The 21,328-nt window shown below is 57.5% G+C and carries 18 protein-coding genes; 11 read left to right on the top strand and 7 right to left on the bottom strand.

What is annotated here, in order from left to right; genetic code table 11:
• Window positions 1–98: 98 nt before the first annotated feature.
• Window positions 99–221 carry a hypothetical protein gene (locus PG888_RS01055; protein WP_111809286.1) on the bottom strand — a complete coding sequence of 41 codons (123 nt, stop codon included), beginning with the start codon at window positions 219–221 and terminating at the stop codon, window positions 99–101.
• A 464-nt stretch (window positions 222–685) separates the two neighbouring features.
• On the opposite strand from PG888_RS01055, the gene PG888_RS01050 reads away from it, so the two are divergent.
• From PG888_RS01050 to PG888_RS01015, 8 genes are all read left to right on the top strand, one after another.
• Complete coding sequence (locus PG888_RS01050) at window positions 686–1,588, top strand: cation diffusion facilitator family transporter (protein ID WP_139710703.1); 903 nt, start codon at window positions 686–688, stop codon at window positions 1,586–1,588.
• Window positions 1,589–1,734: 146 nt separating this feature from the next.
• Window positions 1,735–2,019: a DUF3811 domain-containing protein gene (gene yjbD / locus PG888_RS01045; protein ID WP_042063489.1), complete on the top strand. Its 285-nt coding sequence runs from the start codon at window positions 1,735–1,737 to the stop codon at window positions 2,017–2,019.
• A 595-nt stretch (window positions 2,020–2,614) separates the two neighbouring features.
• Window positions 2,615–2,827 carry a transcription antiterminator/RNA stability regulator CspE gene (cspE, locus tag PG888_RS01040; RefSeq protein ID WP_005316548.1) on the top strand — a complete coding sequence of 71 codons (213 nt, stop codon included), beginning with the start codon at window positions 2,615–2,617 and terminating at the stop codon, window positions 2,825–2,827.
• A 306-nt stretch (window positions 2,828–3,133) separates the two neighbouring features.
• A complete protein-coding gene (locus tag PG888_RS01035; protein WP_269475275.1) occupies window positions 3,134–4,492 on the top strand; it encodes an NCS2 family permease in 1,359 nt (452 codons plus the stop codon).
• A gap of 238 nt (window positions 4,493–4,730) precedes the next feature.
• Window positions 4,731–5,801, top strand: a complete 1,071-nt coding sequence (gene dhaK / locus PG888_RS01030; protein WP_182938344.1) for a dihydroxyacetone kinase subunit DhaK — start codon at window positions 4,731–4,733, stop codon at window positions 5,799–5,801.
• 9 nt (window positions 5,802–5,810) lie between these two features.
• Entirely contained in the window at window positions 5,811–6,440 is a 630-nt protein-coding gene (gene dhaL / locus PG888_RS01025) for a dihydroxyacetone kinase subunit DhaL (RefSeq protein ID WP_042063486.1), read from the top strand.
• Between the two features lies 1 nt (window position 6,441).
• Complete coding sequence (gene dhaM / locus PG888_RS01020) at window positions 6,442–7,158, top strand: dihydroxyacetone kinase phosphoryl donor subunit DhaM (RefSeq protein WP_042063485.1); 717 nt, start codon at window positions 6,442–6,444, stop codon at window positions 7,156–7,158.
• Window positions 7,159–7,318: 160 nt separating this feature from the next.
• Window positions 7,319–8,401 (top strand): glycerol dehydrogenase, encoded by a 1,083-nt coding sequence (locus PG888_RS01015; RefSeq protein ID WP_042063484.1) that lies wholly within the window; start codon window positions 7,319–7,321, stop codon window positions 8,399–8,401.
• A 94-nt stretch (window positions 8,402–8,495) separates the two neighbouring features.
• Here PG888_RS01015 and dhaR read toward each other — a convergent pair whose 3' ends face one another.
• The 4 genes from dhaR to PG888_RS00995 all read right to left on the bottom strand — a co-directional run bounded on the left by dhaR (window position 8,496) and on the right by PG888_RS00995 (window position 15,282).
• Window positions 8,496–10,397 (bottom strand): dihydroxyacetone kinase operon transcriptional regulator DhaR, encoded by a 1,902-nt coding sequence (dhaR, locus tag PG888_RS01010; protein ID WP_182938346.1) that lies wholly within the window; start codon window positions 10,395–10,397, stop codon window positions 8,496–8,498.
• Window positions 10,398–10,575: 178 nt separating this feature from the next.
• The gene (locus PG888_RS01005) at window positions 10,576–12,882 is read right to left on the bottom strand and encodes a hypothetical protein (RefSeq protein WP_042063483.1); all 2,307 of its coding nucleotides are present in this window, start codon (window positions 12,880–12,882) and stop codon (window positions 10,576–10,578) included.
• A 140-nt stretch (window positions 12,883–13,022) separates the two neighbouring features.
• On the bottom strand, window positions 13,023–14,093 hold the full coding sequence (locus PG888_RS01000) for a LuxR C-terminal-related transcriptional regulator (protein ID WP_197070601.1): 1,071 nt from the start codon (window positions 14,091–14,093) through the stop codon (window positions 13,023–13,025).
• Between the two features lie 289 nt (window positions 14,094–14,382).
• Window positions 14,383–15,282, bottom strand: a complete 900-nt coding sequence (locus tag PG888_RS00995; protein WP_042062198.1) for a LysR family transcriptional regulator — start codon at window positions 15,280–15,282, stop codon at window positions 14,383–14,385.
• Window positions 15,283–15,437: 155 nt separating this feature from the next.
• Here PG888_RS00995 and PG888_RS00990 point away from each other — a divergent pair, with 155 nt between their 5' ends.
• The 3 genes from PG888_RS00990 (at window position 15,438) to PG888_RS00980 (ending at window position 18,415) form a co-directional block, all read left to right on the top strand.
• Window positions 15,438–16,574: an agmatine deiminase family protein gene (locus PG888_RS00990; RefSeq protein ID WP_270692461.1), complete on the top strand. Its 1,137-nt coding sequence runs from the start codon at window positions 15,438–15,440 to the stop codon at window positions 16,572–16,574.
• Between the two features lie 339 nt (window positions 16,575–16,913).
• The gene (locus PG888_RS00985; protein ID WP_234603994.1) at window positions 16,914–17,570 is read left to right on the top strand and encodes a hypothetical protein; all 657 of its coding nucleotides are present in this window, start codon (window positions 16,914–16,916) and stop codon (window positions 17,568–17,570) included.
• Window positions 17,571–17,947: 377 nt separating this feature from the next.
• Window positions 17,948–18,415 (top strand): GNAT family N-acetyltransferase, encoded by a 468-nt coding sequence (locus PG888_RS00980; RefSeq protein WP_234603996.1) that lies wholly within the window; start codon window positions 17,948–17,950, stop codon window positions 18,413–18,415.
• Between the two features lie 353 nt (window positions 18,416–18,768).
• Here PG888_RS00980 and ydiK read toward each other — a convergent pair whose 3' ends face one another.
• Together ydiK and PG888_RS00970 are read right to left on the bottom strand one after the other, a co-directional pair.
• Window positions 18,769–19,854: an AI-2E family transporter YdiK gene (gene ydiK / locus PG888_RS00975; RefSeq protein ID WP_042062190.1), complete on the bottom strand. Its 1,086-nt coding sequence runs from the start codon at window positions 19,852–19,854 to the stop codon at window positions 18,769–18,771.
• On the bottom strand, window positions 19,851–21,248 hold the full coding sequence (locus PG888_RS00970; protein WP_270692464.1) for a phosphatase PAP2 family protein: 1,398 nt from the start codon (window positions 21,246–21,248) through the stop codon (window positions 19,851–19,853). Before PG888_RS00970 ends, ydiK begins: the two co-directional genes overlap by 4 nt.
• Between the last annotated feature and the right edge of the window lie 80 nt (window positions 21,249–21,328).

Here is a 21,328-nt window from a genome sequence, read left to right as displayed (position 1 = left end):
ATCAGTTCAAGACGACAGCCCCGAACCCGGAAACATAAAAGCCAGCCCATTACAGGCTGGCTTTGTACTGGCTCCGAAGGAACAGCAGTAAAGGAGCGTTACTTCATTGCGCTGCCGTTTTTCAGATCTGCTTTCTGACGTTTGGCTTCGCGTTTCTCTTTCAGTGACATCTGCGGTTTTTTCTTGGCATCTTTGCCGTTGTGATGTTCTTTGTTACTCATCATCAAACTCCAAAAATGTTACCCAGACAGTTGGTTCCTCATGGGAGCCAGCATGCCATCCGAATCATCAACTTCAGTACGCTTGGTGGGATGGTGCAAGACCATCACCAGACCCAGCATACCCTCCAGCGGCATCCGGATCCAGCCTCATTCTCGCCCAAAAAATGCAGTGCTCAGCCCCCGGAACACTGACGCCACACAACCTCGACAGGAAAGACCAAAAAAGAGTAATTCGCATTATTAAATGTTGTCACGCTTATATTAATGCATCACTTTCGAGATATTTTTACGGATAAATATAAACTCCGCCCATTATTTATTGCCGTTCAAGCAACCACCATTTTCATAAGCATTCGCAATATCACCAGAAACATCAGGTTACAACACCGAATAGGTTATTTCCGGTCAGCCAGATATAATGCGCGCCGCACCGAAATATCCGTTTTTATTCAGGAAGCTGTGACATGAACAGAAAAACCAGAGCCGCCATGGTGTCGGTCTGCTCCAATATCAGTCTGATTATCATGAAGGTCGTAGCCGGTTTCGCCAGTGGCTCGGTCAGTATCATCTCGGAGGCCATCCACTCCGCGATGGATCTGGTCGCCGCCCTGATCGCCCTGTTCGCAGTAAAAAAATCCGATCTCCCGCCCGATGAGCGTCACCCCTATGGCCACGACAAGATTGAAAATGTCTCCGGCGTCATCGAAGCACTGCTTATCTTGCTGGCCGCAGGCTGGATCATCTTCGAAGCCGTCGACAAGCTAATCTCTCCCAGCCCCATCGAGAGCATTGGCTGGGGCGTACTGGTGATGGTGATCTCGGCGCTGGTCAACAGCGGGGTATCGGCTTACCTATATAAGGTCGCCAGAGAGGAGGAGTCGGTCGCGTTGGCCGCCGATGCGCTCCATCTCAAGGCTGACGTGCTCACCTCCGCCGGGGTGGCCGCCGGTCTTGGCGGCATCTGGCTAGCCGGTCTGTTCGGTCACTCCCTCGCCATCCTCGACCCGCTGGTCGCCATTGCCGTCGCCATCTTTATTGTCAGAGAGGCGATCAGCATGCTCAACGAGGCCTTCCAGCCGCTGATCGACCAGAGCATGAGCCCGGAAGAGCTGGCGATGACCAGCCGCATCATCACCGAGTGCTGTCCCGCCGCCAGCGGTTTTCACGATCTGCGCAGTCGTCGTGCCGGTCGTCGCCGCCATATCGACTTTCACCTCACTCTGCCCCCGCAGATGAGCATCGGCGAAGCCCACGACATTTGTGATCGCATCGAACACGCCATCATGCAACAACTGCCCCACGCCATTGTGCTGATCCACGTCGAGCCGGAGGAGCAAGGAGTGCCATCCCCACTCGCCATAAACTGAAATGTGGCAAACAGGCGGGAAAGTGGCAGCGAAATAACGGAGATCTGGCACAAACCCGCATTTTTGCGGCCTAAATGCCGATTGCATAAGAAGTGATCGGCACAACTGTGTTAGGGTATCTAACCCCCCTGCCGCAGGAGCGCGCCGTGAAAAAGCTGGAAATGAAAGATCTGACCGAGGCTGAAAAAGCCGAGATAGCCTTGTTATTGCAAAAGGCACAAGCCAATGCAGACCACCAGCTGACCAACGGAGAGCGGAACAAGATCCGCGAAGAGGGTCGCCTGAAGATTGTGGCCGACCGCGCCGAAGCGGCCAAGGTAGCCTCCAAGCTGGCCCGCGAGAAAGCCAAAGAACGCGCCAAAAATCAGGTACTGCCAGAAACCTTCAGCTGGATCGACTCGGTCAGCAACAAGTTTCGCAGCAAGCGCTGACCCCCAGCTTCCAAAACGCCCGCTCGCACTAGATGCCAGCGGGCGTTTGCATTTCTGGCCCGCGCACGATGAATCCGATTTGCTCTTGTTAACTGGTTCACTGCTCTGGCGTTCATCCCGGCGTCAAATGGTTGCTTGGCATGACGGGCTCGACACCCAAGCAAACTGACGCCCCAGCCATCGCCACCCTTTCGTTTTTTTCATATTTTTTGCCAGAACTGGCTACATAGTCAGGACAAAAAAGCCAAACTCGGGTTTCTACAGGGTAAGGCGAATCCTTGCTGATTTCGCTATGCAGTTGAAATACATCATGTTTACTATAAAAGATGAGATTTTCGGTTGTTACAAAACATTAATATCGAGATAAAGTTTGCTTTAAAAATGAGAGCGTGTTTTAATCTTTCTCGATGGTTCGGCAGTTCAGACCTGATTATGTTAGGCAGTCATTTTAGTAAAGCAGTGATTAGCATAAGCGTTATCCTAGGATAATTCTTATCAAATAATTCTCCTTCTTTAGTGCTCCCCATACGTATTGCTGACGAAAAATCAAAAATTGCCATTTAGGTGGCATTCAACACTATTTAAGGAAATTATTATGTCTAACAAAATGACTGGTACCGTTAAGTTCTTCAACGCTGAGAAAGGTTTTGGTTTCATCTCCCCGGCTGACGGCAGCAAAGACGTGTTCGTACACTTCTCCGCTATCCAGTCCACCAGCTTCAAAACCCTGGACGAAGGTCAGCGCGTTGAGTTCACCATCGAGCAAGGCCAGAAAGGCCCGGCTGCTGCCAACGTAGTTGGTCTGTAATTCAAGCCTGAGCATGCCGCTGATGGCTCACGCCAATCGCTGACAGCTCTGCAAGAATTAAAAAAACCCGCCTAGGCGGGTTTTTTGTTGTTCCCCGTTTTTTTCCTCACTGTTCTCCCACCGACCAACCATTTGATCCCTTCCTTACACCACTCTCACCGCTTGAGTCTGACAAAGAGTTCCAAGTGAGCTCAAAATGTAAAATAGTGACGAAAAAGTCAGGTTATCCGCTGTATTTGCCGCGAATTCTTGCTATTTTGCGCGCCACAAAAGCAAACGATTTCCTTCACACTTTCAGGATAAGTTATGGCAAAGCAAGATATGGCCGCCAATCGAGCACAGGGCGGCTTTTTGGACTCTTATTTTTCCATTTCTGCGCGCGGCAGTAGTGTGCGCCAGGAGCTGTTGGCCGGTTTGACCACCTTCCTGGCCATGGTCTACAGCATCATAGTGGTGCCGAACATGCTGGGTGCTGCCGGTTTTGAGCAGGGCCCCGTCTTCGTGGCAACCTGTTTGATCGCCGCCTTCGGCTCCCTGCTGATGGGCCTGTGGGCCAAGCTGCCAATGGCCATCGGTTGCGCCATCTCCCTCACCGCCTTTACCGCGTTCAGTCTGGTACTGGGTCAGGGACTGAGCATTCCGGTCGCGCTGGGCGCCATCTTCCTGATGGGTGTGCTGTTTACCCTGATCAGCGTCACCGGCGTGCGCCAGTGGATCCTGGATAACCTCCCCTCCGGCATCGCCCACGGTACCGGCATAGGTATCGGTCTGTTCCTGCTACTGATCGCCACCAACGGCGTCGGCATGGTGATCAAGAACGAAGGGGCCGGTCTGCCGGTTCAACTGGGTGAAGTGACCTCCTTCCCGGTCATCATGACAGTGCTGGGTCTGGCCGCCATCTTCGGTCTGGAGCGTCGCAAGGTGCCGGGCGGCATCCTGATGGTGATCATCGCCATCTCCATCCTCGGCCTTATCTTCGACCCGAAAGTGACCTGGCAGGGCTTCTTCGCCATGCCGAGCCTGACTGGTGAAAAAGGTTCGCTGGTAGGCAGCATGGATCTGCTGGGCGCCCTCAATCCGGTGGTGATCCCGACCGTGCTGGCGCTGGTGATGACCGCCGTGTTTGACGCCACCGGCACCATCCGTGCCGTGGCCGGTCAGGCGGGCCTTATCAACGAACGTGGCCACATCATCAGCGGCGGCAAGGCACTGACTGCCGACTCCGTCAGCAGCATGGTGGCTGGCGTGGTGGGTGGTGCTCCGGCGGCCGTCTACATCGAATCCGCCGCAGGCACCGCAGCCGGTGGCAAGACCGGACTGACCGCTGCGCTGGTCGGCGTGCTGTTCCTGCTGATGATCTTCCTCTCCCCGCTGAGCTATCTGGTACCGGCTTACGCCACCGCACCGGCCCTGATGTACGTCGGTCTGCTGATGCTGGGTAACGTCACCAAGCTGGACTTCAGCGACTCGGTCGATGCCCTCGCTGGCATGCTGTGCGCCGTCTTCATCGTGCTGACCTGCAACATCGTGACCGGCATCATGCTGGGCTTCGTGGCACTGGTCGTTGGTCGCATCTTCGCTGCCGAGTGGAAGAAGCTGAACGTCGGCACCGTCATCATCGCTCTGGCGCTGGTGATCTTCTATGCCGGTGGCTGGGCCATCTAACCTGCCCGTATATTCCGGTTATAGCGAAGGGCCCTGCGGGGCCCTTTTTCATGGCTGTGAGGCCGCTAACAGTTTCCCGCCCGTTTGCCCCGCGTCGTTTCAAATTGAAACACCAACCTCCCTTCAGCTGTTTCAAATCCGAACCAAACCGACCGTCATTTTTATCCTTTTTTCTGTCGTTAGACTGGCTCCATCAACCATTTGCCCACCCGTGCGGTGGCAAGCCAAGGAGTGAGCCATGAAGAAACTGATCAATGCCGTCGATGCTGTGGTCCGTGAACAACTGATGGGGATGGCAGCCGCCCACCCCGAGCTCAAGGTACGTATCGAACCCCACTACATCACCCGCGCCGACTCCCCCGTGATGGGCAAGGTCGCGCTGGTCTCCGGCGGTGGCAGCGGCCACGAGCCGATGCACGGCGGTCTGGTGGGCAAAGGGATGCTGGATGGCGCCTGCCCCGGCGAGATTTTTACCTCCCCGACCCCGGATCAGATGTACGAGTGCGGTCAGGCCGTTGATGGCGGCGCGGGCGTGCTGTTTCTGGTGAAGAACTACACCGGCGACGTGCTCAACTTCGAGACCGCAGTCGAGCTGCTGCACGGAGACGGCGTCAAGGTCGGCTTCTCGCTGATCGATGACGACGTGGCGGTCAAAGACAGCCTCTACACCGCCGGCCGCCGTGGCGTAGCCACTACCGTGCTATGCGAGAAACTGGTGGGGGCAGCAGCCGAGGCGGGCTATGACCTGGCCCGCTGCGAAGCGCTGGCCCGCCGCATCAACAACCAGAGCCGCACCATTGGCGTCGCCATGCATGCCTGCACCGTGCCTGCCGCTGGCAAGCCCTCCTTCACCCTGGCCGATAACGAGATGGAGTTTGGCGTGGGCATCCACGGTGAGCCCGGCATCGAGCGCCGCCCCTTCACCGACCTCAATACCCTGGTGGATGACATGTTCAGCGAGCTGGCGGACAACACCCCCTATGGGCGCACCCTGCGCCACTGGGACAGAGCCTCCGGCAGCTGGCAGGAAGAGCACACCTTTATCGAACCGCTCAACAAGGGCGATCGGGTCATCGCGCTGGTCAACAGCCTCGGCGGTACTCCCATCTCCGAGCTCTATGGCGTCTATGGTCGCCTCGCTACCCTGTGCGAAGAGGCAGGCATCCATCTGGTGCGCAACCTGATTGGCCCCTACTGCACCTCCCTCGACATGACCGGCATATCCATCACCCTGCTCAAGGTGGATGATGAGCTGATGACCCTGTGGGATGCCCCCGTTCACACCCCCGCCCTGCGTCGCGGCTGCTAAGGAGAACCCATGTTAAGCAAGCATCACATCGTCAACTGGCTGCTCGACTGCGAACACATCTTTACCGAGCAGCGTGACTACCTCACCGCGCTGGATACCGACATCGGCGACGGCGACCACGGCCTCAACATGCAGCGCGGCTTTGCCAAGGTGGCCGAGAAGCTGCCTGCAGTGGCGGACAAGGATATCGGTCAGGTGCTGAAAACCACCGGCATGACCTTGCTCTCCTCGGTCGGTGGCGCCAGCGGCCCGCTCTACGGCACCTTCTTTATCCGGGCGGCGGCCAGCACCGATGCCTGCCAAAGCCTGAGCCTCAGCCAGCTGTGCAAAATGCTGAGCGACGGGGTTGAGGGGATCGTCTCCCGCGGCCGCGCCGAGCCGGGCGACAAGACCATGTGCGACGCCTGGTGGCCAGCACTGGCGGCCCTGCAACAGGCGCAGCAGCAAGAGCTGCCCCTCAACGATGCGCTGGACAAGGCTGTAGCGGCCGCAGCAGCCGGTACCGAGGCCACCATCCAGATGCAGGCCCGCAAGGGGCGCGCCAGCTATCTTGGCGAGCGCAGCATCGGCCATCAGGATGCCGGGGCCACCTCGACCCTGCTGCTGCTGACCGCCCTGCGTGACAGAGCGAGGTTGTGACATGATCGGAATCGTAGTTGTCTCTCACAGCGCCATGCTGGCGGCCGGATTGAAAGCGCTGGCCGACCAGCTGGGCAGCCCGGTCAAGTTGCTGCTGGCGGCCGGGGTCGATGACCCCGACCACCCCATCGGCACCGATGCCATCGCGGTGATGAGTGCGATTGAAGAAGCGGACGATGGCAACGGCGTGCTGGTACTGATGGACTTGGGCAGCGCCCTGCTCAGCGCCGAAACCGCCCTCGAACTGCTGCCTCCCGAGCTGAGCGCCCGGGTGCGGCTCTGCCCGGCCCCCTTAGTCGAGGGCACCCTTGCCGCCGTGGTGGCAGCCGGTTCCGGCCTGACGCTGGATGAGGTGGCCGCCGAGGCGCTCGGTGCCCTTGGCCCGAAACAGGCGATGCTGCCCGCCAGCCCGGCGCAGGCCGCCACGGAGAGGGCCCCTGTTGCTGACGACGGCTGGCTGCGCTGCGAAGTGGTAGTAGACAATCCCCACGGCCTGCATGTGCGCCCCGCCGCCCGACTGGTGGCCGCCCTCAAACCCTTTGCCGCGGAACTCAAGCTGCAAAAGGGGGACAAAGAGGCCAACCCCCGCAGCCTGACCCGGCTCGCCATGCTCAACGTGCGTCAGGGCGACACGCTCACCCTGCTGGCGCGTGGGGAAGATGCCACCGCCGCATTGACCTGCTTCCAGCAACTGGCCGACGAGCGTTTCGGCGACTGACGCCGCACGCCACTGTTTCAAGGGGCTGCACTCGCTCGCTGAGCCTGTGCAGCTCCACTTTCGTGCAAGTAAAAGAAGACGAAGGAGTCCCCGGCACTGCCGCCCCTTCGCCCCTGTTAGTTTCAAAAGAAGTCTTATGAACTAGAGAGAGGGAAAGAATATGGACCGCATTATCATCAGCCCCAGCAAATACGTGCAAGGCAACGGGGCCCTCGCCAATATCGGCAACTACGTTAAAGCGCTCGGCAGCAAGCCGCTCATTCTGGCCGACGCCTTCGTCACCAAGCTGGTGGGCGATACCGTGGCCACCAGCTTCCACGGCGCAGGCATCAAGCCGGAGTTCGACTGCTTCAACGGCGAGTGCTCCCGCCCCGAGATCGACCGCCTGCTGGCCCGCTGCAACCAGACCCAGTTTGACGTCATCATCGGCATCGGCGGCGGCAAGACGCTGGATACCGCCAAGTCGGTCGCCTTCTACCAGAAAGTGCCGGTGGTCATAGTGCCCACAATCGCCTCCACCGATGCCCCCACCAGTGCGCTGGCGGTCATCTACACCCCGGAAGGGCAGTTCAGCGAATACCTGATGATCCCGACCAACCCCAACATGGTCATCATGGATACCGGCGTGATCTCCCGCGCTCCGGTGCGGCTCTTGGTCTCCGGCATGGGGGATGCGCTCTCCACCTACTTCGAGGCCCGTGCCAACAAGGTGTCCGGTTGCCAGACCATGGCCGGTGGTGCCTCCACGCTGGCGGCGCAGGCCATCGCCGAGCTCTGCTACAAGACCCTGCTGGCCGATGGCTACAAGGCCAAGCTGGCGGTGGAACAGGGGCTCTGCACCAAGGCGGTGGAGAACATCATCGAGGCCAACACCTACCTGAGCGGTATCGGCTTCGAGAGCAGCGGGCTGGCCGCCGCCCACGCCATCCACAATGGTCTGACCCAGCTCGCCGAGTGTCACCACCTCTACCACGGTGAGAAAGTGGCGTTCGGTACCCTGGTGCAGCTGGTGCTGGAGAACGCGCCGATGGCGGAGATCGAGACAGTGCTGGGTTTCTGCCGCTCGATCGGTCTGCCGACCAACCTGCATATGATGGGGGTCAAGGAGCTGGATATGGCGCGCCTGATGGATGTGGCCAAAGCCTCCACCGCCGAGGGCGAAACCATTCACAACATGCCGTTCAAGGTCACCGCCGAGGATGTGCTGGCGGCCATCGTCACCGCCCACCAGTTGGGGCTGTAATCGCGCCACTGCTGACCTTGCCATATAACACGGCCCCGCAACTGCGGGGCCGTTTCATTTTCAGCGGGCCGGTTCGCAACGGCCTGAATAACCGTCAGCCGTGATAGTCGGCGGGATCGATCTCAAGCAGTTTCAGTCGCCGCCACAGGGTAGTGCGACTGATGCCAAGATGTTGGGCCATCTGGCTCACCTGCCCCTTGCAGGCGTGAGCGCAGCGCAAGATGGCTTGCCGCTCCAGCTCCGCCAGCGTGAGCAGCGGTTGCCCCACCACCTCGTCCGCCACCCGCTGATAGCCGTGCCGAATGGCAGCGGGCAGCGCCTCCGGCGGGATCGGCCCCTGACCGGCGTGAAGCAGCGCATGCTCGACGGCGCTGCGCAGCTCCCCCAGATTGCCGGGCCAGGGATAGGCGAGCAGACAATCGAGGGCCGCCGGACTGAACTGGCGCACCGGCTCGCGCCCCTGCGCCGCCAGCTGCTGGCTGATCAGGCCCGGCAGATCGGCCGCGCGCTCCCGCAATCCCGGCAGCCACAGCTCGCACGCCTGCAAGGCATAGAGCAGCTGGCGGCCAAACAGCCCCTCCTGCACCAGCTGCTCCAGCGGGGCGCTGCTGGTGGCGATGATCCGCACCTTGAGCGGCAGGATACGGGCCGAATCGAAGCGCTGGATGCGGCCGGTCTTGAGCAGTTGCAGCAGCGCCGCCTGCATGGGGGCGGAGAGGCACTCCACCTGCTCCAGCACTAACGTGCCACCGTGGGCCAGCTCGAACTTGCCCGCCCGCTCCTGCCCCGCCTCGTCGGAGCCCATCAGCTCCAGCGCCATCCGCTCGCTCGGCAGCGCCTTGCAGTTGAGGGTAATGAGCGGCCCGGCGGCCCGCTCGCTGCCAAAATGGATCGCCTCCGCCAGCTGGGCCTTGCCCACCTCCTCCTCGCCGCGCAGCAGGATCGGCCCCTGACTCTGGGCCGCCTGCCGGGCGTAGCGCAGCAGCTTGCGCATGGCGCTCGACTCCCCCACCAGTGCCGACAACTCGGGCACCGTCTGGCGCAGCTGATGGATGGCCCGCAGCCGATCGACCGGGTGCAGCAGGGCGATAAAGCTGACCCCCTCCGGCCCCGGCAACGGCTTGAGGCTCACCAGCGCATTGATAAACTCCCCCTCCTGCGCGCCGAGCCGCTCCAGCGTCACCTCCACATGGCTGAGCGGCGTCTGCCCCCTGATGGCCAGCTGCAACCGCTGGGGCAACAGCAGGTGCTGCTCCAGCGGCTGACCGAGACAGAGCGCCGGATCGAGCCGCAGCCGTTGGGCCGCCAGCGCGTTGAGGTAACGCAGCCGCCCCTGCGGATCCCAGGCCAGTACGCCGTCATCCATGCCATCGAGCAGGGCGTAGAGCTCGCTCAGGTGGTGCTGGGACTCCTGCATCAGGGTCTCCATCTGCAGCAGATGGGCCAGCTCGCGCCCGGCGCTGACGGTGAGCGCCAGATCGCCGGCGCTCGCCTCCTCCACCTTGCAGATCAAGGCGATGATAGCGACCTGACGGCCATTGCTGTTGTAAACCGGACTGGCGCAACTGTGCCACGGGTGCAGGGTCTGGTTGAAGTGCTGGGGGCCACTGACGCAGAGCGGCACTCCCTCCAGCGCCGCCAGATTGATGGCATTGGTGCCGATGCGACCCTCGCTGAAGAAGGCGCCGGGGCCAAACCCCAGCGCCGCCAGCTCGCGCAGGGTGTCGGGGTGACCGGTCTGTGCCAGCAGGCAGCCGCTCTCGTCGGTGAGCAGCAGGGCGCAGGGGCGCCCCTCCATGAATTCGTAGAGATCCTCGAGCGCCATCTCGCCGGTGGTGAGCAGGTCGCGCTTGCGCTGGCGCAGGCTCTGCAAAGTCTGCCCCTTGGCGCTGTGGGGCGGATGCCAGAGGGTGGCACTGGTCTGGTGGGCGCAGCGCAGCCAGGATGCCTGCAGATAGTCAGGCCAAGAGAGCAGCGGCTGAAGGTCAGATGGCATGGTCACAGCAATATCCGGCAAAAAGATAAGCCGTCATTTAACCACGCCCTCCCCGCAGATTCAGTGACCTGCCTCAGAGGGTGGCAACCACAGCGCCAGAGATGTAGTCCGTAACACATGCATAACGGGGCCCTCGCGAGCCCCGTTGCCACATCGTTTATATCGCCTCCTTGGCAATTCAAGGGGCCATGGCTACATCAGCATCGACTTCACGCAGGTACAGTGTTGTGAGTGGATCCGTGTCACTCCAGCGGCGAAATGTCATGATCCCTTTCACCGGGTCAACACTGTCAAGCGAAGTAATACGTTGCTCCCAGCAGGTCCACCAGGCACAGGGTTCCGAACCTATTCCTTTCAGGAGTACCAGAGAAGCCATGCCACCCGCCTGTTGTAACAACAGGTCCTGTGTGCCGACACGCTGACCATTCACTGTCATTTTTTGTTTGCCAGAGGCACCAAGCCAGCCGTCGTTTGTCACCAGGTAGCCTTTGAACCCGGTGGTAAACAGAGGACCAGACAGCGCAACTTGGTCATAAACCCCCAATCCGGGCAGCTCAGCAGCAGTAATTTGTGCAAAACTCTTACCTTGTGCCAGCAGCGCGAGAACTTTACCTGGGAGATCGAGCACCTCTTGGCTACCCCACTCGGCAAAGTTATGCCCTATCCACCACCCTTTCATTGCATCCCCATCAACTTTGTGACGACGCATGACCTTGAACTCCTGACCAATATCGTCACGGTTGAAGTCATATCCATCCAGCGCAATGTGCTGCCAGGTAACATGGATCTGATGCTCGTCGGAAGAAACTTCTTTTTGTTTTGCTTTGTACTGGTGAAACAGGTAGCCATCCGGGTGCGTATCATCGATCTTGCGCAGCTGTTTCTCCTCATCCAGCAAATAGCGCTTCCCTTCGGTGGTTAACTGTTGCAGCCCATCTCCCAAGGGGACATGTTCGACTACAGTTTCGTACCAGTAAGGTAAACGAGTGCCAGTGTGGAAGTTGTAATCAGCATACTCTTCGAACGAGTCATCAAGAGGGTTGGCCCAGACAATTTTGCCAGACTCATAACGTGTCGTGCCATTTTGGCGGCTGAGCAGTGACTCTCGCTGATTGATGGTGCCATCAGCGTTCCAATCATTCTCATATGTGGTACGTACACCATCAGAGTCTTTAACGTAATGCTCCAACCGGCGGAAACCGGGTTGTCCCGGATTGTCCAGCTTGAACCAGTTACGAGTCGGGGCATCGGTTTTGTACTCAATCATCTCGATGTCGTGGCCTGTGGCATTGCCAGTTTTCGTCCACATCTGAACAAAATCGATAGTGCTGTAATCCTGTGCTGCGAACTCAGTTCGCAAGTCTCGCCCTTCATTTATCCGGGTGGGATCATTGCACTGATATTCATTCAGCTCTTTGCAGTTGGTGTCCTCGTCAAAATATTCCACCCACTTGGTGTCATTCCCCACACTCAGCGATTGCCCCTTGAAGTTTCGCTCGCCATCTTTGTTAAAGTCATGTTCCCATTTGGCATAGCGCTCGATAGTTCCGTCAGCTTTACGTGTGGTCTCCAGGCTCCATGTGGTAGCGATCAGTGGCTTACCATTGTATCTCTCATAATCGTTGGCATTTTTATCCCAGTAATATTTGGTCCCCTGGCTTACCTCGACACCGCCCTCAGTTTTACGGGTGGAAAACTCGATGGTGAATGTTGCCTTATGAGTGTTGTAGTCGATTTCACTCTTCAGGGTGGGATTGCCCTGAACAGTGATTTGTTCATCCGTCAATTTGTCGTAAATAGCTGTAGCTTCACCGGTTTTATTGTTCAGCGCCAAAAGCAGGACATCCTGTTTGTCTGCCTCTGCAGGCAATGAGGCTGGCAGGGCATCGGCGATCACTTTGGCAATAAACAGTGCCCGACCATCTCCCAATGCGACAAAGTCTGCATCCAGCATGGTCGAGGAAATACCAAGCCTCTGGGCCAGCACCTCCCGAGCCTGTACCGGGTCGTTATATTTCAGTGTTTCGAGATACAGTAACGTGGTCAGAGGCGATACGATTCTTACTGTACCACTGCTGCCTGAGCCTGCAGGAGCAATCATAGTAAAGGCGGTGTCAACCGGTCCCCGTTCCAGATCTACTGTTTCACCGAGAATGGTTTCCACATACACATTGGCGCTCAATTGGCCTGGCTCAAGAGTGAACAGAGCTCTCCCCTCGCTATCTGACTTGGCGAAAGGCTCTGCTGCATCACGCAGGCTATTTCCATTAAGATCGACCCACACCAGAGCACCCTGTAACACACCATCAATTGCTCTTATCTGAAGCGTGGTTTTAGTCTCTGGTGGCGTTGTACTGTCACTACTACTGTCTCCGCCACCACAACCGGCAAGCGCGGTAATGATGCTTGCTGCCAGCCATGATTTAGTAAAAAGTTTCATACGTCCCCCAGTCCCTGACTTTTTATATTGCTTGCTGTCATCCATGGCAGATACATCGACAGACCCCTTGTAATACTTGATAGGCCGCTTTAACGACTGTGTTGGTTATAGGCGCCTGGTGAACAAACCGCATCCCCCTATCGGGGGAGCGGTTGCGTGTGAGGGGAGAGAAAATAGCGGTGTGCTTAATGAGATATATTGAACAGCAAGTTAAGTAGATCGTTTTGATTATTAGTGTCGGTTTTATGCAACAGTGTTTTTATTTGGCTTTTTACAGTCTCTAAAGAGACCCCTCGAAGGCGAGCGACCTCTGCTCCGGTCAGACCACGCGAGAGCAGGGTAAGTACATCCTGTTCGCTCTTGGTCAAACAATAAAGTAGCTCCATACGTTGCAGGTGCCGTTCATGCTCCCATCGAGGATCAATCAACATCAATTCAAACCATCCGCTGGGCTCTGGCAGTGGAGTCCATTCGAGGATCACCTGATGAGACTCTGACAGAGACAGAACAAGACGCCCTTCAGTTCCACGGCTCAACGATTCCCGCCAAAGAGGTCGCCAGCGAGAAGGGATGACCAGTTGATGGTCAACAGGGTTCTGTGTGATGTGATATTCACCTAGCGCCTGCTGCATGGCGCGATTGGTCAATTGTAGATGCCCATATTGATCCACTACAGCGCGTGGGCGATTATCACGCTCCAGCAGTGCCGTCAGTAGTATACGTTCCTCATTGAACCTCTGACGTCGACGATAACTTCTGGCCCAGCAGCCAAGTCCGTTGGAGAGCCATTGCAACATCTGTTGCTCAGCCGGAGTGAAAGGGGGTTGAGTCTTATCCCGATGGAGGGTGATCGCAAACTCGTCCCGGGTACTCAGAGGAACCAGAATGCACAGGGCATAACGAGCTTGAAAACGCGGCACCATCTCTTCCTTGAACACTGGATTGTCGATGCGCTCAAAGTTCAAGAGTTGATCAACGATGGCCGCCTTGCCAACCAGCATGTGCTGCATATAGGTGTTGAGAAAAACATCATCAGCCATGCGTTCAAAATAAAAGGCCAGATCAGAGCGAGAATAGCTTTTGGTCCAGACGATGGCATCTTCAGGGGTTTGTCTGGGGGCCAATACCACGCTAGCAGCGGATGCATTGAACAGAGATCTCAACTCATCAAATATTTTGCACAGGAGGTCATAGTCTTGCTCAGCCTCGTAGAGACGCCCCTGCAATTCCAGTAACTTCGAGATATAAATTGCCATACACACCAACCTCCATTGTCAGCGTGATGATATGGGACTCTACCTATTTTGGCGGATACAGGACCCGGTGACAGAGAGGCTGTGTATTTATGTGATCTGTGGCGAAAGATATCTGGTCAGATTATTGAAAATTGCCTCTTCTCATCATGAAGGCCTCATTGGAGGCATAGCGGGCAGTGCCAACCCATCTGACAGAAACCCATCCCACCCAATTTTTCAGACGACATCGAGCCTACGTCACCTAGCACACAACTTAGCCAGAATGGCTATCCCGATTCAGTGACCTGCCTCAGAGGGTGGCAAGCCCGTCATCTTCCCGGTCCGGTTCACCGTCGGCAAATTGCTGGCCGAGCCAGTGATAGAAGGCGCGGCACTCCGGCATCCCCTCGCTCTCCTGATGCACCAGCAGATCCCACTGCGGCCCCTTGACCCGACGGGTGGAGAGCGGCAACAGCAACCCCTGCTGACGAGCGGGACGGGAGAGCAGTTCGCTCACCAGCGCCACACCGAGTCCGGCGCTGGCCGCCTCCAGCAGCAGGCCGGGATCGGAGAAGTTGAGTCCCCGGGTCTGCAGGTGCAGATCCTCTCCCCCTCTCAGCGTCCAGTGATGCCAATCCAGCTCCCGCTCGCCATGCAGGGTGGTGCGCTCCTCCGCGGGCCGTGACAACACGGTTGCGGTAGCCACCGGCAGCAAGCGATCTGCCAGCAGGTGCTGATGGCGACACTCGGCCTGCGGCGCGAGATCCCAGCGCAGGGTGAGATCAATGGTCTGCTCGGCCATGTCGGGCTCTTCGTCGCTGGTAAACAGCCAGAGATCGATATCGGGATGCTGGCGATGAAACTCCCCCAATCGCGGCAGCAGCCAGTGGCGGGCGATGGCGGTGCTGGTGTTGAGCACCAGCTGGTTCGGTTTGCGGTACTGCTCCAACCGCTGGATCCCCATCGCCAGCTGCAACAGCACGCTCTGGGTGGTCTCCAGCAGATCCTGCCCCGCATCGGTCAGCGCGACCGAGCGCCCCTGCCGGTGAAACAGCGGCTGGCCGAGTAGCTCCTCCAGCGAGCGGATCTGCTGGCTGATGGCGGACTGGGTCAGGTGCAGCTCCTGCGCCGCCTGATGAAAACTACCGAGTCTGGCCGCCGCCTCAAAGCCCCGCAGCACGTTGAGCGGGGGCCACTGCTTGAACACCATTGATTAGCTCCACTTATCACTTTTACGGAAAATCGATCGTTTGTTCGCCGCCACGGCCACGGATAGTCTATTACTCAACGCAATTCGATTAACAGCGCTTGTCACTTCCGGTCAATCAGCGACAGCAAAGAGCGCCCTCATTCAAGGAGTTTTCCATGCCATCCCGACGCAACGTATTGAAACAGCTGGCGGCCATCGGCGTGCTGGCCGGGCTCAGCAACCTGCCGGGCAAGGTGTACGCGGCCAGCGGCAATGCCGATGAGGATGCTGCCAACACCAGCGGCAAGCAATTCCATATGCCCGATGAAGCCGCTCCTCAGGCGCAGGTCTGGGTCGCCTTTGCCGCCAGTGCCGATATCTGGGGTCGCGACTACAAGGAGGTGCAGACCACCATCGGGCGGCTGGTTCAAGCCATGACCCCTTACACCAAGGTGAGCGTGCTCTGCCGCGAAGAGGAGGAGGCGCTGGCCCGCAAGCTCTGTGGCGAGCAGAACACCCGCTTTATCGTCGCCGAGCTGGACGATATCTGGCTGCGCGATACCGGCGGCGTCTTCGTTCAGAACGGCGAAGGGGAGCTGGGGCTGGTGGATTTCAACTTTAACGGCTGGGGTGACAAGCAGGAGTACGAACAGGATGCGGGCGTCGCCGAGCTGGTCAGCAAGCAGGCGGATGCTCACTATCTGCAGAGCACGCTGACTGGCGAGGGGGGCGGCATCAAGGTGGATGGCAACGGCACCGCCATCATGACCGAGAGCTGCTGGCTCAACAGCAACCGCAACCCGGGGGTGAGCAAGGCGCAACTGGAGGCGGAGCTGAAAGCCAATCTGGGGCTGCGCAAAATCATCTGGCTGCCGGGTATCAAGGGCAAGGACATCACAGATGCCCACGTCGACTTCTACGCCCGCTTTGTGCGCCCCGGGGTGGTGGTGGTCAATCTGGACAACGATCCGGAATCTCACGACTACGAGGTGACCCGCCAGCATCTGGCCATCCTCAAGCAGGCCACCGATGCGGACGGCAACAAGCTGGAGCTGCATATGTTGCCGCCCCCGCTCGATGTGCGGGATAACCGCTTTAGCCGCAGCCGCGACTTTGCCGCCGGTTATATCAACTATCTGCCGATCAATGGTGCGGTGATCGCCCCCGAGTTTGGCGACAAGGCCGCCGACCGCTACTGCCATGATCTGCTGGCCAGGCTCTACCCCGGCCGCCAAATCGTGCAGATCAATATCGATCCGGTGGCCGCCGGTGGCGGCGGCATTCACTGCATCACCCTCCACCAGCCAGCCTGACCCTCCCCTACCCACTGATAACCCGGGGCGTTGCCCCGCCACGGGTTATTTATCCATACCATTTCTGTTAACCAGGGCCCCTGACCCGCTGCCGTTCGGCATATTGGCCAGCATGCCGTATGGGATGTCACCTCACTCACACTCCTGTGTAATTCAAGAAGCTGAGGGTGAGTGGCACTTTCCATTGCCACTCCAGAAGTGTATTTTCTTTAATGGAAAATAGAGTTAGCAAACCACTTTTACTATCTGTAACGCTTAGTGAACGAGACAGTTTGCCATGGCATCGGCATTACGGTGCTTAAACCTTAACATGGCGTTAATGCCTATCTGGAGTTATGAGTGTTCCGAAAGATTCTATTTGCCATAGTTTTCTTTATCCTGATTGCTCCAGTAGCTACTTATGCATTTCAATTTGGTATCGGCTTTTGGGAAAAACCGGAAGAGTGGTCTGATTTGGGAGGGTATATTGGTGGAGTTTACACACCCATTTTAACTCTGTTAACGTTGTCTGTATTATGCGTGCAAATATACTTGCAAATGGCCCAACATCGGCAGCACTTAGTGAGTCTTCAAGAAACCCAGCTAACTGAGTATTTGGGTGAATTGAACAATGAATTGGATAAAGAAGTGGGTGAGGGTCTTACACTCCGTAGCTACTTGATCGGCACATACAACACTTTAAACAGCAGTGAGCTAAATAGCATTGACTTGGCTGTTGTCAATCAACTAAACCAAGCTCATCACAAACTCTATTCAATGTGGTCAGGAGCCATGGCATGTTTGTTATATATAAAAACATGTTCAAACATTAAAAGCCTTGAATCTACTCACTATCCGATCCAGAAAAACAAAATCATTGCTTACATGGGGCCACAAGTGTGTAGCTCCTTAGATAAGCATAATTATGCCATACAACTATTACTTAGTTCATTAACCAGAACCGAGAAAATACACAATATAGAATATGAGTTTTGGATAGATAAATCGCAGCCATGAACACGGGTAGCCCGTAGGTTCGATTAGCCGCAAGGCTTAATCGGACGTTCGCGTCAATCAATTCTCCCGCTATAACGGCCACCCTGACAGGCCGCCGCTGACTCACGGAGACAGCCGTAACATTAGGACACCCACTTTCCTGAGAAAGCCGTTGTATCGCCAGCACGGCCAGGATGGATGTCCTTTTTTATCGCTCTTTTATCGATAGTATGTTTCGAAAAATTCACGCCAACATAGCAAAGCATTTCAGAATGATTCGCAACACTTGGCATTTTCGGTGTAAGGTTGGGTTTCGTGTTTACGGTGCAATGGTTTAGGTTAGGTGGCGGCGTAGCTCACCCATTAATATGGCATTATCTCGTTTTAAAGGATTAGACATGATTAAGCTCAGACCCATGATCTCAAGTGAATATCCAGCATATTGCGATTATTTTATTGATGATTACAGCCGTGAGATAGCTGATAATTATGGCCACTCAATAGATAGAGCGATAGAGTTAGCCAATCAGGAGCTTCTTCGCAGCTTTCCTAATGGCTTGGAAAGCGATAAGCATGAATTATTGTGCATCGAATCAGATTCAGAACTAGTTGGTTATTTGTGGCATTCGATTAACGCCGATGATAAATCCACGTTTATTTATGACTTCTTCATTTTCTCAAATCGTCGCAATAACGGTTATGGGAAATTGGCAATTTCTGCGTTTGAATCAAAATTAGCATCAATTGGGATTGAGCAAATTAAATTACGAGTGGCGTACCATAATCAAAGAGCGTTAAAACTGTATCAAGATGTTGGCTTTGCCATTTCTGGCTACAATATGTCAAAGAAGATAGGCTTAAATTAGGAAACCCACCTTTCTGAACAAACTCCGTATAGCCAGCCTGTAGGTTCGATTAGCCGCCAGGCGTAATCGGACGTTCGCGCAAATCAATTCGCCCGCTATCACGGCCACCTAATTCCCCCTCTAACAGAGGCCGATGATTGACGGAAACTCCGGGGCAACTGTGCCTCGATCGTCCGATTACGCTTCGCTAATCGAACCTACATGGAGCGGTAATATGTGGGATATGCAGGTTGGCGCGGATCAACCAATCTGACGCGATCGCCATAATCACAATCACCACAAATAACAGAGCCGCCCTTATGGGCGGCTCTTGGCATCAGCGATAGTGGCTGAATCATCTTGTTACTGAATCGTTATTGGGCCTTGGGCGCTTCCACCGCAGCGGTCGCCGGTTGGTCATCTTCCTTGATCCAGGCATCCAGCAGGGTGTAACCCACCGCCAGCACCACGGGGCCGATAAACAGACCGATGATCCCCATGGTCAGCAAGCCGCCGATTACACCCACCAGGATCAGGATCAGCGGCAGGTCAGCGCCACGCTTGATCAGGAAGGGGCGCAGGAAGTTGTCCATGGTGCCCGCAAACAGTGACCAGACCAGCAGGAAGGTGCCCCAGGTGGTGTCGCCGCTCCAGTAGAGATAGCCGATACAGGCCAGCAGCACCGGGAAGGGGCCGATCTGGGCGACGATCAGCAGGAACATCACCACCACCAAAATCATGGCGTAGGGGATACCGGCAATCAGCAGGCCGACACCGGCCACCGTGGATTGCACCAGTGCGGTCACCACCACCCCCATCGCCACGGCGCGGATCGCCTGTGAAGCGAGCACGGTGGCATTGTCACCCCGTTGGCCCGCCAGCCGGTGGGCAAAGCGGCGAATGCCGGTCGCCACCACTTCACCTGAGTGATAGAGCAGGCCGCAGATACCGACCGTCAGCAGGAAGTGCACGAACAGCAGCCCCAGATTACCGGCCTGAGAGGCCAGCCAGCGGGCGGTCTGGCCGAAATAGGGCGCCAGCTTGGCAAACAGCACCTGACCACCGCTCGCCAGAATTTGCTGCCAGAACTCATACAACTTGGTACCCACCAGCGGGATCTGTTGCAGCCAGAGCAGCTCCGGCGGCGGCGACTGGCTGATATGGGTGCCCAGCTCAATCAGCATGGGGGCCTTCTCCGCCACATTGGCCAGCGTCATAAAGAGCGGGATGACAAAGATCAGCAGCAGCACCAGCGTCATAAACAGGGCCGCCAGCGAACGCTTGCCCCACAGCAGGCGCTGCATCATCAGCATCAGTGGCCAGGTGGCGATGGTGATCATGGTGGCCCACACCAGTGCTGGCAGGAAGGGCTGCAACACCAAGAAACAGGAGATAATCAGGAGGCTGATAAACAGCACCCCCAGGGTTGTCTTGGCCAAATCCACTTTTTTCACATTCATAGAGTTCCCTTGTCAGAGCCGTTGCCCTTGGGTCGTGTGTCGCATTTCAAGAAAGAGAGTATCCACCAGAGGCCTGCGCTCAACCAGAGCCCCAGCCCGAAAAAGAGCGATAACTGGCCGAGCAGGATAGTGAGCGAGCTGCTGGTCAGCAGCGGCACCGCCCAGAGTCCCGCCCCGATCACCGCGCCCCCCGCCAGCGTGACTGCGCAGGTCACTATGGGGGGATAACCACCGCGGCTCAGGGTAAGCAAGCCGCCCATCCAGAGCCCGAGCGCCGTCAGGCCGATCCCGGCCAGATGGGCAGATTGGGTCAGCCCCCCGAGCGCCAGCGCGGCGGCAATCAGCAGCAGCCAGCCAACCGCATGCCCATCGGCACGCCAGCAGGGGCGAGCAGCCAGCAGCAAGGCGCCGATCAGCAACCCGGCCGCCACATCAGAGATAAAGTGCACCCCGAGCCAGACCCGCGCCAGACCTGTGACCAGCGCCAGCAACAGGGCCAGCGAGAGCGCCCGCCAGCGGTGCGTCGGCCACAGCCAGCCAAGCAACGCCCCCCAGAACAGCAGCGCCGAGGCGGTATGGCCGCTCGGCATGCCAAAGCCTTGCGCGCTCTGGGCCGCCAGCAGCGGTTGCAGATGGAAGGGGCGCGGCCAGCCGATCCCCTCCTTGCCCGCCTGCACCAGCAAGCCAAGCCATAGCATGGCAAACAGCAGCTGACGCAGCCGTGGCCACCCCAGCAGCGGGAGCAGCAAAGGTATCAGGGCAAGCTGAAAGCCGCCTGAACCAAACAGATTGCAGACCGACAGCCACCAGACATCGGGCCCCAGCCACTGCTGCAGACGCATCATCAGCGGGATCTCGGCTTGATGCAGCGCATTGCCCTGCGCCACGAAATCGGCCTGCCAGCGCACCTCGCTCTCGGGCACCTTATCCAATCGGGATTGCAGCCAGTCGAGCTGATCCGGGAAGCGGCGCTGCTCGCGGGGCAACTTGTCCACCGCGATCAAGCGGGCGTTGAGGATCTCGCCCCCCAGATTGGGGGCCTTCAGGATCGAGACAAACGCTGTGTTTTGCTGCGCGACAATCGGTTCCAGAGTGCGGCAAGCGAAGATACGTGCCCGCAGCCAGCGGCCCAGCTCCTGCACCACCTCTCCCTGCAAGCCGGTCTCTTCATAGAGTTCGCGCAGCGCCGCCTGCTGCGGGCTCTCGCCGCCATCGATATAGCCGCCGCTCAGGCTATATCGGGAGGAGATGCGATCCTGCACCAGCAACAGTTGATCCTGATGGCGGATGGCGCAGGCTGCCGCCGTGGGGGCCGAGGATGCCGCCAGTTCGGCACTCACCGCAGGAACAACGGCAACCAGCATCAGCAACAGTAAAAAGAGGGTTCTCGACATCAATTTGCTTTCCCTATGCACAATGGCGACAAGCCTCCCAGAAATCAGATAGTTGGGCAATGGTAGCGGCCGGATCGCCG

It is taken from the genome of Aeromonas sp. QDB23 (genome assembly GCF_027707745.1).
GTDB lineage: Bacteria > Pseudomonadota > Gammaproteobacteria > Enterobacterales > Aeromonadaceae > Aeromonas > Aeromonas allosaccharophila.
The sequence above is the reverse complement of the archived record's forward strand: the minus strand, read 5'-3'. Positions and strand labels throughout refer to the sequence as shown.